Below are 15,423 nucleotides of genomic sequence, written 5' to 3' on the forward strand. Positions count from 1 at the left end.
ATGACACCCAATTCTTATGCAATAAGTATACGCACAACAGTATCACTCACATCCGTGCGCTGATATTCCGCGGGGACAGACCATAGGGCGGGCTTGTCTATAACGGCACGGACACAACGCATGACTCGCTCAGGCTCCACGCCACCCAACATATTACTTCCACATTCAATGGTCTCAGGTCGCTCGGTTACATCCCGCAGAGTGACATTGGGTACGCCCAAAATACAGCATTCTTCTTGCACGGTGCCGCTATCGCTCAACACACAGCGGGCGTTACGTTCGAGCTTAATAAAATCGAAAAACCCAAAAGGCTCGAGAAAATGGAGACCCTTCGAGCCAGTCTTTATACCGAATTGTGCCATACGCTGGCGCGTTCTGGGGTGCGTGCTGATAATCACGGGGATCCTGTACTCCAGCTCGAGCAGTGATAAAGCTTCGAGCAGCTTGGCCAGGCGATCCTCGCGGTCAACGTTTTCCGCACGATGAACCGTAACCAGCATATACTGCTTCGGGCTGAGTTGTAGTTGCTGTAAAATGCCGGCTGATTCAACAGACTTTTCATGGCGACGGATCACCTCGTTAATAGGATTTCCCGTCACATAGATCCGGCGCCCCTCGAAGCCTTCGCGCAGAAGATTCTGGCGGCTTCGCTCGGTGTACGACATGAGTATGTCGCTTGAATGGTCAATGATGCGGCGGTTAGTTTCCTCAGGCACCTTGTCATCGAAACAACGATTACCTGCCTCCATATGGTAAACGGATATACCGGCGCGTTTAGCGACAACGGCGGCCAAGCCGCTGTTAGTGTCCCCTAGAATCAACAGACGATCCGGCTTTTCCTCCGCCATGAGCCGCTCCACGGCGGGCATCATGACTGCAAGTTGTTCGCCGAATGATCCTCGGGCGTTTAAATAATGGTCAGGCGCACGGACTTTCAGTTCGTCAAAAAACACATCTTTCAGCGCCGGCGTGAAATTTTGCCCGGTATGCACAAGAATGTGCTCACAATGGGCGTCTAATTTTTCGATTATGATGCTTAGCCGGATGATTTCCGGCCTTGTTCCAAGGATGGTCATGATTTTCATAGGATCTCCCGCGAATTACGCGAATTTACACGAATCGGTTGATGTTGAGGAAAAGAAATGAAGATTTTGCCCGCGAATAACACGAATTTACTCGAATGGGAAGGGAGATCTGTATTACCAAATTAGCGTTTATTCGCGTCATTCGCGGGCAATCCCCTCTTTATCTCCCCACTAAAACACTCATTCGCGTTTATTCGCGCCATTCGCGGGCAATCCCCCTTAACGAGGCGTTGATATTCCAGTTTCGGGTGATGCCCAAAGTTAATCAATAGCCCTAATCCAAACCCGGTTACGTGAAGATAGTTAATGAGTTGAGCACGATGCTCATCGATTAAGGCAGAAACCGCTTTCAATTCCACGATAATCTTGTCGAAGCAGACCAAATCAGCTTTGTAGGTTTTCTGCAATCTCATCCCCCGATAGGTAAGGTTTAGCTCCTTCTGCGCCACAAAGGGGATCTTCAGAGCAGCCAGTTCAAGTTCAAGACATTCCTGATACACTGGCTCCAGAAAGCCAGACCCGAGCGAGTTGTAGACCGCGAAACAAGCGCCCATTATTTGATAGCTTTCTTCCGCAAAAACCACCCCATCCGGATTCCAAACAACTCTCTTGTCATCCATCCGTGCAATCTCCCTTACGTTAAACCCATTCGCGTAAATTCGCGTCATTCACGGGCAATCCCCGTATTACTTATAACTAGAAAAATTCAGGCATAGATTTTCCCGCGAATTACGCGAATTTACACGAATGGGATGGGTGATTTGGATTACCAATTCGTGTTTCATTCGTGTTATTCGCGGGCAATCCCTGTATTACCGCAACAAATCTTCCTCATACGCGAGGCGGTCATCCACTGTCAATTTATGCTTCACTATAAGTGCTAACACAGCCTCTCGATCCAGTAGATCGTCTCCGGAACTATACTCTGATTGAAGTGCGGCCTCCACTTTCTCTCCGCTTCTAAGCTCAGGCAGTATGGGTAATATGGAGTAGTATTTGCCCCTTTCCACAGTCCTGTGAGCCTCCTCCTCTGAGACAAGAATTTCATCTACTTTTTCGCCCGGACGGATGCCTGTCACCTTGACTTCAATCTTCCGGTCACCTATGAGTGCCGCCGCAACATCCACCATCCGCGCCGCCGGCACCCGGGGAATATACGTTTCTCCTCTTCCGGCACCTTTAAGAGCAGCAAACACCGTATCAACAGCATCATTCAGACTTAGCAGGAAGCGCGTCATGCTCTCAGTTGTGATCGTCACAGGCCCACCATCGCGAATTTGCTGATGGAATAGCGGAATGACTGATCCCCGTGAGGCCAGGACATTTCCATATCTGACGCAAATAAAGCGGGTATCAGGACAACTCATGTTGGCGGTGATAAACACCCGTTCCTGTATGGCCTTGGTCATGCCCATCACGTTGACGGGCTTGCAGGCCTTGTCAGTCGAAATCCCCACAACTGTTTTAACAACACTGTTTCTTTCACGGATCGCTCGTATAATGTTTTCAGGCCCCATGATATTGGTCTGAACAGCCTCATAAGGGAAATATTCACATGACGGCACTTGCTTAAGTGCCGCGGCATTAAAAACCACATCTGCATCCCTCATCACCGAACTTACAGCATGGAAGTCCCTCACGTCGCCAATTTGGAACTGAAGCACTTCCTGCATATTCCGGTAGATCACCTCATCCGTTGCCACACGCCGATGCTGATAATGAAGCCTCATGGCGTGCTGCTTGGCTTCGTCACGGGAAAACACGCGAATGCACTTCGGCACACCCATTTCACCTGATAGCAGGCGCCGGATCAGCACTTTCCCAAGGGACCCGGTCCCACCCGTCACAACAATTTTTTGTCCTGTCAACATGGCTACTCTCCTTTATTCTTTCGTGGTTTAAGGTAAATCCTGGTCATTGTGTTTACATTACTATTACCCGTAAATCCGTGTCTGTTGTTCTGTATTCTGGAGGGCGAACCTTGGTGAGCCGTGCGCGTATCAGGCGCATATAGGGCCAGAATATTCATGAAGACACGTCGATCTTCTGTATTAAAAGCACACTATATTGACACGGCTCACCAAGGTTCGCCCTCCAAGCGGTTTCCGCCTCCGACTAATGGAAATCGAAACCTCCCAGGATTGGGGTTATTTCTTCGCCCGAATCTCTTCATATGGTGTCGGATCCTCGTACATCTCGCGGATCAAATCCGGCCAGGGCGGCACCACATAACCTGTTGTTTCCCGGAAGTGGGAACCATTCAGGCTGCGATCGCAAGCGGACTGGTCATCAGGCTCAATGCTGATGTTCAAGGCATACCGCTCATTAATCAAATGCAGCAAATCATATTTTGTGATCGGAGCCGAACTCACGTGATAGAGTCCCGAGAGAAGCGGCTCATGCTCCATGATTTTCACAATAACACGTGACAACTCCAAAGTCGTTAATCCGCTGAAAACAGCGTGCCGATACCCTTTTACACACTGGCCAGCTTGCGATAACAACCACTCCACCAACCCCTGTTGCCCCGAAAGCTCCCGCCCAATCATGGATGTCCGCAAGGTCAGACAATGACTCCCCATCACCTCGCCCAGCGCCTTGGTCCGGCCATAAAGGTCTTCTCCATCCGACGGCTCTTCCTCCTTGTAGCCGCCTTTCCTTCCTGAAAACACACAATCCGAACTAATGGTAATGATGCGAATGTCTCGTTTCTGACACGCTCTCGCCAATAAATGCGGAAATAAAGCATTCACCGTTATGCTGGTGATCGGATCTTTACCAGCTTCACGTTGTTTCACCACTCCGATGCAGTTCACCACCGCGTCGGGCTTGACCTGATCAAGGGCGGCTTCAACGGTCTCGAAACGTTCCGCGAAAACGGAGCCATGCATTCTTTCAGCCGGGAGGAACATAGACATATTCCCAGAGGGTTGATGGCAAAATGTGGCATGCACCTCCATTGATTTTCCGGCTACCTGGCACAACTTGTGCCCCAGCATTCCCGCACCACCCATTACAAGCAGTCTCATTTTTTTCGTCCTTCTCCTTGTTGCCGGTTAAGCAGTCTTTCGTAGGTTGCCAACACGTGCGGGCGGATCTTTGCCTCATCAAGGCGGTCTTTTGCAATCTGGCTATTGATTTCTGCCGCGCGGTTTACCAAGACATCTTCCCTTAAGGCACGCCGCAAGGCGAACTCTACGGCAGGAACATTATCGCAGGGAACCATCAGGCCATTTCTTCCATCATCAATCCATTCCCCGATGGCACCGGAGTCAGATTGAATCGGGAAAGCACCCAGCATCATGGCCTCCAGCATACAGTTAGGCGTCCCATCAGTCACCGAAAGTGCCAACGCAATGCGTGCCCGCCCCATAAGGGTCAAGATTTCATCATGGGGTCGAGGTCCGTCGAGAACACGAAGATTCAGACCGGTTAACCTCCGGACATGCCCTGCCACTTCTGCCACCCCGGAAGTCGCGCCATACACACAGATTTCATAGCCCGCAAGCACATCAGCACAACGATGAATGGCTTCCAATGCATCCAAAGCCCGCCCTGCCCAATTTTCACGCCCCTTGACCATAATGAGTCGACGTTGCGCAGGCAACAGAGTCGACGCCAGTTTCTGCACCTCGGCCAGAGGGTAACCCCCAGGGCCAGGAAAGACCTCACCCGGCTCGCCATGATAACCAAACTTCCTGGCTAAAATAATATCTCGCTGACAGTCGGCCAAATGAAAATCACAAGCCGCCAAGACTTCTTTTATTTTCGAGATCTGTTCGCCAAATTGGCCAAAATAATAAATGTCATTGCCCCAGGAAGAATAGATCCACGTCGGAAAACCATCTGGAACCATTTTACGAGCTTGCATCGTCAAGTAACCGGCATGCTGCATTTCGAGCGAATGAATAATATCCGGCTTTAACTTTCTAATAATTCGCGCCAGGCGTATTGCCCGATCGGATTGTTCCAGCCCCAGCCATTTTTGAATCCGGGATATTTTAAAGGCCCCTATGGGAAGCGGCCAAAGTCCGGCCACCCGGACCGATGGCTGCAATCCGTTGGGACGCCATAGCCCTACATCATGCAAGGTGATGTCGCTAAAATCCGGATGAATGTCGCCCGGTCCATCGCAAGGAAACAAATGGACATCCCAATGTGTCCCGGCCAACTGGTTCACCCAATGTGCCGTATGCACACTGTCAGCCATGGCCACAAACAGGATACGAGGTCGTCTCGCGCATTTTTGTCCAAGGCAACTCAATACCACCTCATTAGCGAACGCACAATATCATGTGACAACCCGCATTGAACAATAGTCCGCCATTCCTTCTTTTTTGGCATAATGGGAATCAGGTAACGAATATCCGCAGCTCTTTCTTTCCTCACGCAATCCGCACCCACTGGATGCTTCTTAATCAACGTCCTCGCCACTTCGAATAGTAAGGCGTAATCCTTCATGGCCATTCGATCAAGCACCCCGCAAGTTCTCAAAAATAACCTCTCCAAGCGCTCACGCAATCTTTCCTGCACCTCGAAACTACACGGCGTCTTCAAAAACAGTGAAAGTTGCCGACAGGAAATCATTTCGGCATTTTTTTTCTGATCGCCTCTCAGCTGCCCGCTAATTCCTGAAGCATGACGACGATAGACCACCAACGGGTCGGACAGGACCCTCGTTTCACATACGTTTGCCACCCGCGTCCAGAAATCAAAGTCAAGAGAACTCCGCAAAGTTTCATCGTGCCTGAGCCCATATTTATCCAACACCTCTTTTTTGAGCATGACAGAAGAACTGCACACAGGGTTTTGAAACAGAAAACGCCAGTGCAACTCGGCATCAGTGAGGGATGATTGATGCAACGAAACCACATCGCTCTCTTCCTCTATCTGATAGAACCCGGTCCCGAGTAACCCCACCGAATGTCGCTCCAGATAATCCGCTTGGACAGCTAACCGCCCCGGCAACGAAATATCGTCGCAGTCCATCCTTCCAACGTATTTTCCTCTGGCATTGTCTAGCCCACGATTCATGCAATAGGAAGCGCCCCGGTTTCGCTCATTCTGGAGCAGGTGAATCCTCTCGTCCACCCACCGCCTAACCACATCTTGACTACCATCGCTAGAACCATCATCCACGACGACTAGCTCCCATTCCTTCAAGGTTTGCGTCGTGATGCTCCTGATCGCCTTATCAATAAAGGCAACTCCGTTTAGCACCGGCATTACAATGGAAACTATTGGTGTCATCCTTCTTCCTGCCCTTTATTGTATAATCCCAATCACTTCAAGAAAGCGAATCCTCACGATCTCCCCTGAGAACTTCCTATGAACATGCTCGTGCCCAGCATTTTCCATCCTTAGTTGCATCTCGACGTCATAAGCAAGACGGATAATGCCGCCATCCTCACAACTATCTCCTTTGTCACTCAAAAGCCCTGCAGCCCCATCCTTGACAGCCTCTGGATCCCCGCATATCTCGGAAAGACCGTCATCATTCCATACCCCGCGTTTCGACGTCGCGCCGCCTAAGTCGAGGATGACGGTCTCCGATCAGCCACTTCAAATACGGAGAAATTTTCTTTAAGCAAATTGTCCATTTTACGAGACCAAATCTTTGCAGTAAATAGTTGCTCAAACCGCAATTTGGCTTTTCTTCCCATTTCAATTCTTAACATCTTGTTGTCAATAAGTTGCAATAATCTGTCGATCATTTGATCTTTATTTGCAACATCCACAAGAAAACCTGTTTCTCCATCCAAAACAGATTCAACAGTCCCTCCATTGTTGGTGGCGACCACAGGCAAGCCGTAACACATTGCTCCAACAACAGAGATTCCATGCGCCTCTCTATTTGCTGGGTTAAAATATATATCTGAATTAGCATAAAGCTCAGGAACATCATTCCGATGACCTATAAACTGCACTTTATTGTGATTTTTTACTCTTGCCTTCGCTTCACCAAGGGCATCACCTGAGCCCGCCCAAACAAATATGACGTTGTCCCTTAAATCGGTAATTATATTACCTAATTCCGCGAATAATACTGGATTTCTCGCCTCATCAGCACGAGCCAGTGAGAGTATTCTGATCTTATCACTTGAGATTCTTGCCGTATCAGTCCCATCAAAATAATTATAAATCACTTCCGTATTTCTCACCAGGATTCCCCAATTTTCCGCCATTTTGTTTCTGCAAAAATCAGAAACCGCAATGAACTTTAGGCTCTTAAACTTAAACAACAATCCACACTTTAAAATCAATCGATTGCCAGAATCAAGAGGATGCAAAGGCATAACGTGTTGAATATAATAGATTTTGCCTGGAATATATAAACCCACAAACCATATAAAAGGATAGCCAACTGATATATACGTGAATTTCGGGTTGATTGTCCTGTAGATATTCAGAAGAAATATGATTTGCTTAAGGGCGTGCAAAATGAAGTAAATCCAAGACTTCAATGATTGCCCTTTACGCTGAAATATTTGATAAATTTCCCCCCTAGTGAAAATGGTCATTTTAATACTATATTTATCAACAATTTTCAATACTGACTCATCAATTTCGTTCTCGCACACAAGCAGATGAATCGAAAGCCCACGTTGAGCTAAATATTCTGTTATGTACTTGAAATAGGTATGCGTTCCACCATTTTGAGGTGATTGAAATATCAAGAGTACTGTTTTGGAATCCCTTGTTATATGCGGCACAAACCTCAGGCATATAAAACCGAAAATTAGTTTAATGGCATTGATCATAATTCCAAAGGGGTTAATCCCATGATCTCTTGAAGGCTGTCCCGCTCACGCTCCCAAGTAAACAATTCCTTTGCCCGGCACCACCCTTCGCGTCCCATGCTCCGGCGCAATTCAGCATCGTTCGCGAGTTCAACCAAACACTTCGCCATCCCTACACTGTCGCCCTCCTCCACTAGCAAACCTGTGCCTTGGTCAACGACGGCATCCGGTATGCCAGCGTGGCGTGTCGAAATAATCGGAAGCCCGTGAGCCATGGCCTCCATAATGGCCACCGGCAGTCCCTCTTCATCCCCTGTAACCTGATCGGTCATGCCGTGCTGAATATAGATATCTGATTTCATCATAAGGTCACGGATCACCTCATGAGGTTGGCCGCCCATAAGATCAACCCTGTCTTCGAGTTTGAACGCTTGGACAAACTGCCTGGCGGAGGCCAGTTGTTCACCAGTGCCAACATAATTAAGATGCAGCGCAGGAATCACTTCAGCAGCACGCCGGAATGCATCGAGGCACAGCACTGGCGCCTTTTTCGGGACCATTCTTCCCACCGAAAGACAATATATAAACCCATCCACGCCTCGATGAGTTGGGGGAATGTCCGGCACCTCCACACCGCAGGGGACGACATGAATACGTTTTTCATCAAGGCCTAAGTCTATGAGACGGGATCTCTGAACGTGATTGACGACGATGATACCGTCGGCCATTTGATACTTGCGATAGGCCTCGCGCCAAGAGTCGCTTCGCAGAAGTTGCGACACATCATACCCATGGGCATGACCATAGAAGCGAATGCCTAGATCCCGGCATACTTCCAACCATGGAAGGGCGGTATTGAGATACTCCCCCATGGCGCCCGTCACCTGGTGTTGGCAGAGAAATTCCCGTATCGCCCGGATTTCAGGATTCTCATGTTTCCATCCCGCCTTCTCAAGACAGGCTCGAAACAAAACGTTAGCGAACCTCGGCTCAGACAATTCGTCCAAGATCAGGGCAGGGCACTGGACGGACCACTGGGCACCAACCCGGCTACCGGCAATCACCACAGTCCGTCCCGGATATACACTGTCGATGTGGCGTTTGATAAACGTCTCGGAGCGTTCCCCTATCTTTGGGGTATAGATGGCTAAGGTGTCAGTCATGAGGAATCGAATATCGACGGAGTGGGATGTTCAGGATATGCCGAAGAATGAGGCTATTCAATATATCCCTGAATCTATTCCGTTACAAAGAAGGTTAATCGTTTTGCTTAAGTTCGCGTTTCAACGCCTCCAGACAGCCTTTTCCAAACTGCGCGTCTGGTTCAACATAGTTTCCTTCAGCCCACTCATTCCAGGACTTAATGAACAGTAATCGGTGCTCTAGTGGCCGCGAGGCAAGTTTTTGAACCTGCGTCCTGACTAGGGATGCGAACAACTCAGGCGTCGCCCCTATCAACACCTCGCCCCGAACTCCACAGCGTGGCGTATTATCCCAATTCGGAACGGCACAAGGGAACATCTTATCCCCGAGTTCCCATGCGCCGTATTTTTTTACAAACGCTTCATAGGGACAACACAACGGCATTTTCACCGGGGGTATTTTGCGGCGCAACACAATTCTTGCGATCAATCGTCTCGCACGATAATTCCATCGCAAACTGGGGATGGGTGTCCTGCACTCATGCATGGCATTCCCAATGCTCCGGAGGAAAACTCCATCGAGTTCTTCGAATGGACGACCGGAGGAATTCAAGTCGCCAGAGACAAAGTAGAAACCCTTGAACCCATGTTCATGGGCGAGTCCGTTCCAATAGTTTACGAACCCGGCAAGATCAGGTATCCATGCGGGGCGGTAGAGAATAAACAATTTCCGGCCATCCACTTCGACATAGCGCCGATCCCAAAAGGCGGGCAAAAGGGCCATGAAATGGTTTCGCCAATCATCGAGACCGGGATAAGTCTGCTCAAAGATCACTTGGTCGTCTAATCCATGCCATCTTCCTGTCCAACTTTCATTGGCCCAAGCCAAGCAAAAGGGAAAGTCCGGCTGCCCCGATTGCACCACCTCGTTGAATACACGTTCAAGCGCCCGTTTACCGCTGCCAAACCAATAGTGCCAATAGCAAAATCCTTCAATACCAGCATCCCGAGCCAACTCCGCCTGCTGTTCACGCACCTCAGGAACCCTCAGATCATAAAATCCAAGATCTGCCGGGAGATGAGGCTGATAATGCCCCTCAAACAACGGCTTCGCCTTGACCACATTAGACCATTCCGTAAACCCTCTTCCCCACCACCGATCATTCTCAGGGATGGGATGAAACTGAGGGAGATAGAAAGCAATCGCTCTAACATGAGTGTTCATAATGCTGGCACTTTCATCACAGATTCTGCGGAGTTATTTCTCTTCCCTTTGGAAACAACAGATTCGAGTTCACGCTCAAGCCTCGCAGCGGCGGCATCAACCGTCCACTTCTGACCAACCCACGCTATTGATTGTCGGGCAAGTTTTTCCTGCAGGCCAGGCTCTGTTATCAGGCGACTTATGGCGGCAGCCCAATTAACAGGCTGGCGATTTTCAATGAGAAGACCATTAACACCATCCTGCACCGTCTCCCGGATTCCGCCCTCGGCAATGGCAATAACGGGAGTGCCGCAAGCATTAGCTTCAAGTGGCGCATAGCCAAATGGCTCAAGACATGACGGATATACTAAAGCCAGAGCCTGCTGCAATCGTATTCGCAAAAACTCCTCCGGCAGCCGGGTTTCGCATACAAAATCCACCCCTAAATGACGAGCCAGCGCTTCACATTGTTGCTGATACTGGGAATTTGTATAATTACAGACCCATTTTAGAGCGGGCCTTCCTTTCATCGGCAATTGTCCAAGCGCCTCAATTGCCAAATGTACACATTTATTTATATCAAGCCCACCCAAACCAAGAAGGTAATTTGACCGGACACCAGTCGTTGGCGAAAATGAAGAGGTGTCGATTCCTAGATAGCAGACTCTGGCGTCAATACCGTAGGCACGCACAATCGTCTCGCGGGAGAAGAAGGAATTGCACAGGATTGCATCCCATTCCATAGCAGCCTTCCGCTCTTCTCGCATAACCATACGATCGGTTTGTGTGTCCAGCAAGTTAATCGCAAACCAACGCCAGTAAGAGGGTGAACCATAACGCCTCACAGGATCGGGCAAGGCTTCCCATGGTAAGGCAGGACGGGCTTCATGGATACAACGATAGATTTCCTGCAAGTAGAGAACAGATGGGATCTGCGTAAAACGAGCGAGTGGATGCATGTAAAACAATCTTGAGGGATGAGCTAAAATTACATCAAATTCACCTTGCTGTATTTCCTCCGCACATTGCCGTACATGATTTTCAAGTGCTCGCAGTGCATGCTGCACAGTTTTATATCGTTGCCACGCAAGTCTGAAGGCGTCATTTCGCAGAACACTGTGCCCCGCAGCCGATAAGGGGAGCCTATGAACCTTTGCCACTTGATCTATAGGCAACAGGATCCGCTCCGCACTTTCCGGGCACCAGATTTCGACCTGATGCCCGCCTCTAACAAGACCACGAACTTGATCAAACAGGGCCCTGAAGCCGCCCCCGCTTGGAAGGTTATGCCATACAGCTATCTTCATTTGAACTATCCTTGAGAATTCTCTGAGGAAGTAAAAGAATTAATAATTGCTATTTCTTTTGTTTCGTTTCCGCATAAACCCAATCAATTTATGGCTCTCATCTAACGCATGGTTATATTATCAATTCATACCAAAGGCACAGCGTAACTCACCTAATCTTCCGCCACATATTCCGCATTGTTAATAATTGATGAACAGGAAAGGCAGATGCCAGTCGTGCGTATGCAGCCTTCCATTTACCTGCTTCAGCCTCCAACCGATTATTATGCAAAGTCAATTTGCCAACTAGCTCCCGTAAATGTCGCCAACGCATATCCACTCTCCCCGATTCAAAGTTATGTTCCGTATCAATAAATAGGGATTTCCATCTGGAATCAAATGGATTGTCCGCTTTCATGAAAGCCTCATGCCGAGTTCGAATTAGTTCACGCCAGACCAATCGTACTGGCGTGTAATCCGTAAGAACTCCCCATCCGTATCCCTTTCCCCCCCCGTCCCATCCTGCTAACCGGAGCCGATCCGCATACATCCGCTGCAGATTGTCCAATGTGACATTGTTTTCGAACTGATATTTTTCATGAACACTGAGTCGTTCCGGGGTTTTGGGATCGAACCCCGTAAAATGAAAGAACACCAACGGTACATCGTCAATATACAATGTGCCTAAAGGGTCTCGCACCAGCATTCGCCCCCCTACGTTCCAGACAGCGACGTTGTATCCAGGATGACGCAATACAACGCTACCATCAAAGAAACACGGAACCATGGCAAGCCAATTCTGATCAACAAAACTGTGCGCCAACGTATCGACTATACAGTCATGTTCCACCTTTTCAGCCCACCAGTTCAGGAAATTGCACCCCACCTCACTGTTGCGGATCCCAATGAAGCCAGCGTTAAATGGCCCCGCTATTAACAACGCTTTCTCATTCAGAGTCACCGTCCAATTTCGCGCCAACGGGGCAAGACGGTGCGGACTGAGCAATATGTTACCCACCGTGAGTTCATCCCATGCTTCTTTCAATGGCCTTTCTACCCAGATGTCAGAATCCAAGTAAATCACACGCTTATAGGATTGAAGGACGTGACGAATGACAAACGGTTTAAGTGCGCAACACAGTTCAAAAGGGGAATACTGAAAACAAAACCGGGCCATATCTGGGATCTGCAAATCAGCAGGGCAACAACATGATAGCCCGTCCTCCTGCGGCAGAGAGTCGGGTGTCGCGTCCGCCACACACACATGCAACGGGACATCCGGTTCGGCCCGGCGAAGGCTCTCTGCCAACACCTTGACCCACGCCCAATGGCTTCTGGTGGCAACGGTGATATAGGCACGAGAAAGCATATTTCAGATTTACCCAATAAAGAATTCATCCACAACTAAAGGAGAACGGGGAGTTGCCAGCATGGTATAAATCGCCTCCACCACTCGGTTTGAAGTAATTCTAGTCATACATTCGTGCTGATGATCGCATGTATGCCGGCGCCAGCAGGGGGAACAAGGTAATTGTTCGCAGATATTGAAATTACATGAGTACCCCGTCTGCCATGGAGCTTCTCGTCCGCCATAAATAATTACTGCCGGACACTCCACAGCCCGCGCCAGATGCATTAACAACCCCACAGCACCAACATAAAGTCGTGCTTGACTAAACAATGCGGCAGATTCTCTCATGCTTGTTTTGCCCCGTAAGTCGATAACCCCTGGCAATATCGGGTCGCGGGGTGAACCAATTTGAATCACGTCATACTTACCCGCCAACAGTCCCACTGTCTCCATAAACTGTTCTGGATACCACTCCCGGTTAGGCATCGGAAAACGCGATGCCATCCCTGAACTTTGGATGACAATCTTCCCTTTTGCCCAAGAATAATCCTTCACCTCGTCTGCCCGAAGGTTCAAGTACGGCCGCAAATTCACAAAACCCCGTATTCCGGCCTTCGCACACATCTCCGCAATGATATGGCGCCGGGGCGGTTCATTCAGATCGTTATCGACATCGTAACTCTCATAACTGAGTATGATAAATTGGCCCCCAAACTCTTGAATTTTACGAACCATCCTGGCACCAGGCGTTGCCACTAGTGCTACATCACGGTTTCGCGTGAATATTTCAGGATGCGCAGTCACCATGCAAACACCACCCATGTGGCGACGGCTCAATTCCCGCAGGACAGCAGTACATAGCAGATCATCCCCGATGCCACCCGCTCCACGGAAACAAATCCCAGGCCTTCCTAATCGAATCCAAGTCAAGCGTTCTCGTGATCTCGTTATTATCAATTTTACCGCATACCACAGTCGCACAGTATACTGATAAAATAGCGTGGGCACACAAAAACGATAAGAGGTTTTCAACAGATCGATCATTTTAACGTGCAAATTCATTTTTCAGTGAGTGCCGCCCCATTCATCATTTTCATTACCGTTCTAAATGATAGGTAATGCTACTTTCCCTGACCAATACTTTTGATAATCGACGTTGTTGAGATTCCGCCTTCAATCGGAATATAAATAATTTTACCCCCATAACTATAAACTAGAGAAGCCTCAGGAATGGGTTTCCCTCCGGGTGGAGCATAATCGGCACCCTTACAATGAATATCTGGCTGTAATTCCAAAAGACAGCGTTCAGGAGTCAGTTCATCAAAACTCACAACATAATCCACACATTCTAACGCCGCCAACATTTGCATTCTATCCACTAGTGGCACAATGGGACGGGTATCCCCTTTAAGAGTCCGTACAGACTTATCACTGTTAACCCCCACCACCAATATATGTCCTACTGCTTTAGCTCTCTGCAAGGATCTAACATGGCCAATATGCAACAAGTCGAAACATCCATTCGTCCAAATGACTGTCTTTCCAAGTAATTTCCATTGCCCACGCAACTGGACAAGTTCTAACCATCCCACCAATTTATTCAGGCTATTTCCCAGAATATCCACATCGTCACCTTCAGATATATTGCCATTATCGACGAAATCACTACTGTCCAGCTTCATTTTCAACTGCCATAATATCAGTCTTATTCGACCAACATAAAAGAGTCACGATGCCAATTTTTGCATTTCACCTTTGGCCGAGATTTCTCATGGTTTTCCCTAACTTTTTGAAAGATTTGCATAATATGAACTCGTCGTACCTGCTAAACACATCCCCCCGTTCGTAAACCCAAACGGCTCTTACACCGCGTCAATATTGACGTTGGATTATTTCCCGCCTTGTCTAATGCATCTCGAAGAAGTGCACTGTTGGCCACTTTCACAGACGTTAAAAACGAGATACTGGTTGCGGATAATTTGGGTACAACAATACCAAGCCCTCCCCATAATCCGTCAGACTGAAGATGGCCGTCCACAAGATCCAAATTCGAATAGGCATTACAGTTCATCAAGGCTCTCTGATACCCACGGCGACATTCAGGATTACTGGCATCATGCAATACGATCACATCTGCGAGCAGAATTGTCTCCTGCAAATCGCGACAGGCACCTTCGACAGAGTGATCAGCATCGACTAGCGCGAACTGGAAGTGTCTCCCTTCATTTCTTAGTTTGCACAGTGCTTCGCTAGTTTTCATATGCAACGGTATGGTATTGGCAAATCGTCCAGGGCTTTCAAGTACAGTGGCATCCATATCAACAGTCCAAACTTTTTCTGAATATTGGGCCAGATATTCAGTACAGCCGCCAGCCTTGTAACCCAACTCCAACGCTGTTTGAGGCCGTAAGATCGACAACAACCCAACGATTGTTAACCGCTCCACGGGACTCATCATCCAATTTTTGGATTCAACCGTAAGCCCCAAGAAAGTCGCAATTATTTTGTCGTCAATCTTCATGATGATCCTCTCTATCCGGCAAGTGCTTCAAACGCTGAACAGCCTAATTCTTATTTACCAGCATATCAATGTCACGCCGTCCCTACTGGTCGAG

Annotated in this window: 14 protein-coding genes; all 14 read right to left on the reverse strand. The window is 48.6% G+C overall.

All coding sequences use genetic code 11. The features are described 5' to 3' along the window. Positions 1 to 14: 14 nt before the first annotated feature. Positions 15 to 1,085: a UDP-N-acetylglucosamine 2-epimerase (non-hydrolyzing) gene (gene wecB / locus WCI03_01085; GenBank protein ID MEI8138441.1), complete on the reverse strand. Its 1,071-nt coding sequence runs from the start codon at positions 1,083 to 1,085 to the stop codon at positions 15 to 17. A gap of 122 nt (positions 1,086 to 1,207) precedes the next feature. Continuing rightward, complete coding sequence (locus WCI03_01090; protein ID MEI8138442.1) at positions 1,208 to 1,753, reverse strand: GxxExxY protein; 546 nt, start codon at positions 1,751 to 1,753, stop codon at positions 1,208 to 1,210. 144 nt (positions 1,754 to 1,897) lie between these two features. Next, positions 1,898 to 2,956: a polysaccharide biosynthesis protein gene (locus tag WCI03_01095; protein MEI8138443.1), complete on the reverse strand. Its 1,059-nt coding sequence runs from the start codon at positions 2,954 to 2,956 to the stop codon at positions 1,898 to 1,900. Positions 2,957 to 3,232: 276 nt separating this feature from the next. Continuing rightward, on the reverse strand, positions 3,233 to 4,114 hold the full coding sequence (locus WCI03_01100; GenBank protein ID MEI8138444.1) for an SDR family oxidoreductase: 882 nt from the start codon (positions 4,112 to 4,114) through the stop codon (positions 3,233 to 3,235). Continuing rightward, entirely contained in the window at positions 4,111 to 5,355 is a 1,245-nt protein-coding gene (locus WCI03_01105) for a glycosyltransferase family 4 protein (protein ID MEI8138445.1), read from the reverse strand. Before WCI03_01105 ends, WCI03_01100 begins: the two co-directional genes overlap by 4 nt. Continuing rightward, positions 5,346 to 6,335 carry a glycosyltransferase gene (locus tag WCI03_01110; GenBank protein MEI8138446.1) on the reverse strand — a complete coding sequence of 330 codons (990 nt, stop codon included), beginning with the start codon at positions 6,333 to 6,335 and terminating at the stop codon, positions 5,346 to 5,348. Before WCI03_01110 ends, WCI03_01105 begins: the two co-directional genes overlap by 10 nt. Before the next feature lie 278 nt (positions 6,336 to 6,613). Then, entirely contained in the window at positions 6,614 to 7,846 is a 1,233-nt protein-coding gene (locus WCI03_01115; GenBank protein MEI8138447.1) for a glycosyltransferase family 4 protein, read from the reverse strand. After that, positions 7,843 to 8,988, reverse strand: a complete 1,146-nt coding sequence (locus WCI03_01120) for a glycosyltransferase family 4 protein (GenBank protein ID MEI8138448.1) — start codon at positions 8,986 to 8,988, stop codon at positions 7,843 to 7,845. Before WCI03_01120 ends, WCI03_01115 begins: the two co-directional genes overlap by 4 nt. A 94-nt stretch (positions 8,989 to 9,082) precedes the next feature. Continuing rightward, positions 9,083 to 10,192, reverse strand: coding sequence for a glycoside hydrolase family 99-like domain-containing protein (locus tag WCI03_01125; protein ID MEI8138449.1), 1,110 nt, complete (start codon positions 10,190 to 10,192; stop codon positions 9,083 to 9,085). Beyond that, entirely contained in the window at positions 10,189 to 11,478 is a 1,290-nt protein-coding gene (locus WCI03_01130; protein MEI8138450.1) for a glycosyltransferase family 4 protein, read from the reverse strand. The genes WCI03_01125 and WCI03_01130 overlap by 4 nt, the downstream gene beginning before the upstream one ends. 148 nt (positions 11,479 to 11,626) lie before the next feature. Continuing rightward, positions 11,627 to 12,826 (reverse strand): hypothetical protein, encoded by a 1,200-nt coding sequence (locus tag WCI03_01135; GenBank protein MEI8138451.1) that lies wholly within the window; start codon positions 12,824 to 12,826, stop codon positions 11,627 to 11,629. Positions 12,827 to 12,835: 9 nt separating this feature from the next. Beyond that, positions 12,836 to 13,738 carry a glycosyltransferase family 9 protein gene (locus tag WCI03_01140; protein ID MEI8138452.1) on the reverse strand — a complete coding sequence of 301 codons (903 nt, stop codon included), beginning with the start codon at positions 13,736 to 13,738 and terminating at the stop codon, positions 12,836 to 12,838. A gap of 191 nt (positions 13,739 to 13,929) precedes the next feature. Continuing rightward, on the reverse strand, positions 13,930 to 14,490 hold the full coding sequence (locus tag WCI03_01145; protein MEI8138453.1) for an adenylyltransferase/cytidyltransferase family protein: 561 nt from the start codon (positions 14,488 to 14,490) through the stop codon (positions 13,930 to 13,932). Positions 14,491 to 14,633: 143 nt separating this feature from the next. Next, positions 14,634 to 15,329, reverse strand: a complete 696-nt coding sequence (locus WCI03_01150) for a hypothetical protein (protein MEI8138454.1) — start codon at positions 15,327 to 15,329, stop codon at positions 14,634 to 14,636. Positions 15,330 to 15,423: the final 94 nt, after the last annotated feature.

The sequence above is a fragment of the bacterium genome (assembly GCA_037143175.1).
Taxonomy (GTDB): Bacteria; Verrucomicrobiota; Kiritimatiellia; order CAIKKV01; family CAITUY01; genus JAABPW01.

Bases quoted from the DNA above. Each gene is read 5' to 3' on its own strand.
- wecB (MEI8138441.1), bottom strand. From the start codon at position 1,085: ATGAAAATCATGACCATCCTTGGAACAAGGCCGGAAATCATCCGGCTA.
- WCI03_01090 (MEI8138442.1), bottom strand. From the start codon at position 1,753: ATGACGCGAATTTACGCGAATGGGTTTAACGTAAGGGAGATTGCACGG.
- WCI03_01095 (MEI8138443.1), bottom strand. From the start codon at position 2,956: ATGTTGACAGGACAAAAAATTGTTGTGACGGGTGGGACCGGGTCCCTT.
- WCI03_01100 (MEI8138444.1), bottom strand. From the start codon at position 4,114: ATGAGACTGCTTGTAATGGGTGGTGCGGGAATGCTGGGGCACAAGTTG.
- WCI03_01110 (MEI8138446.1), bottom strand. From the start codon at position 6,335: ATGACACCAATAGTTTCCATTGTAATGCCGGTGCTAAACGGAGTTGCC.
- WCI03_01115 (MEI8138447.1), bottom strand. From the start codon at position 7,846: ATGATCAATGCCATTAAACTAATTTTCGGTTTTATATGCCTGAGGTTT.
- WCI03_01120 (MEI8138448.1), bottom strand. From the start codon at position 8,988: ATGACTGACACCTTAGCCATCTATACCCCAAAGATAGGGGAACGCTCC.
- WCI03_01125 (MEI8138449.1), bottom strand. From the start codon at position 10,192: ATGAACACTCATGTTAGAGCGATTGCTTTCTATCTCCCTCAGTTTCAT.
- WCI03_01130 (MEI8138450.1), bottom strand. From the start codon at position 11,478: ATGAAGATAGCTGTATGGCATAACCTTCCAAGCGGGGGCGGCTTCAGG.
- WCI03_01135 (MEI8138451.1), bottom strand. From the start codon at position 12,826: ATGCTTTCTCGTGCCTATATCACCGTTGCCACCAGAAGCCATTGGGCG.
- WCI03_01145 (MEI8138453.1), bottom strand. From the start codon at position 14,490: ATGAAGCTGGACAGTAGTGATTTCGTCGATAATGGCAATATATCTGAA.
- WCI03_01150 (MEI8138454.1), bottom strand. From the start codon at position 15,329: ATGAAGATTGACGACAAAATAATTGCGACTTTCTTGGGGCTTACGGTT.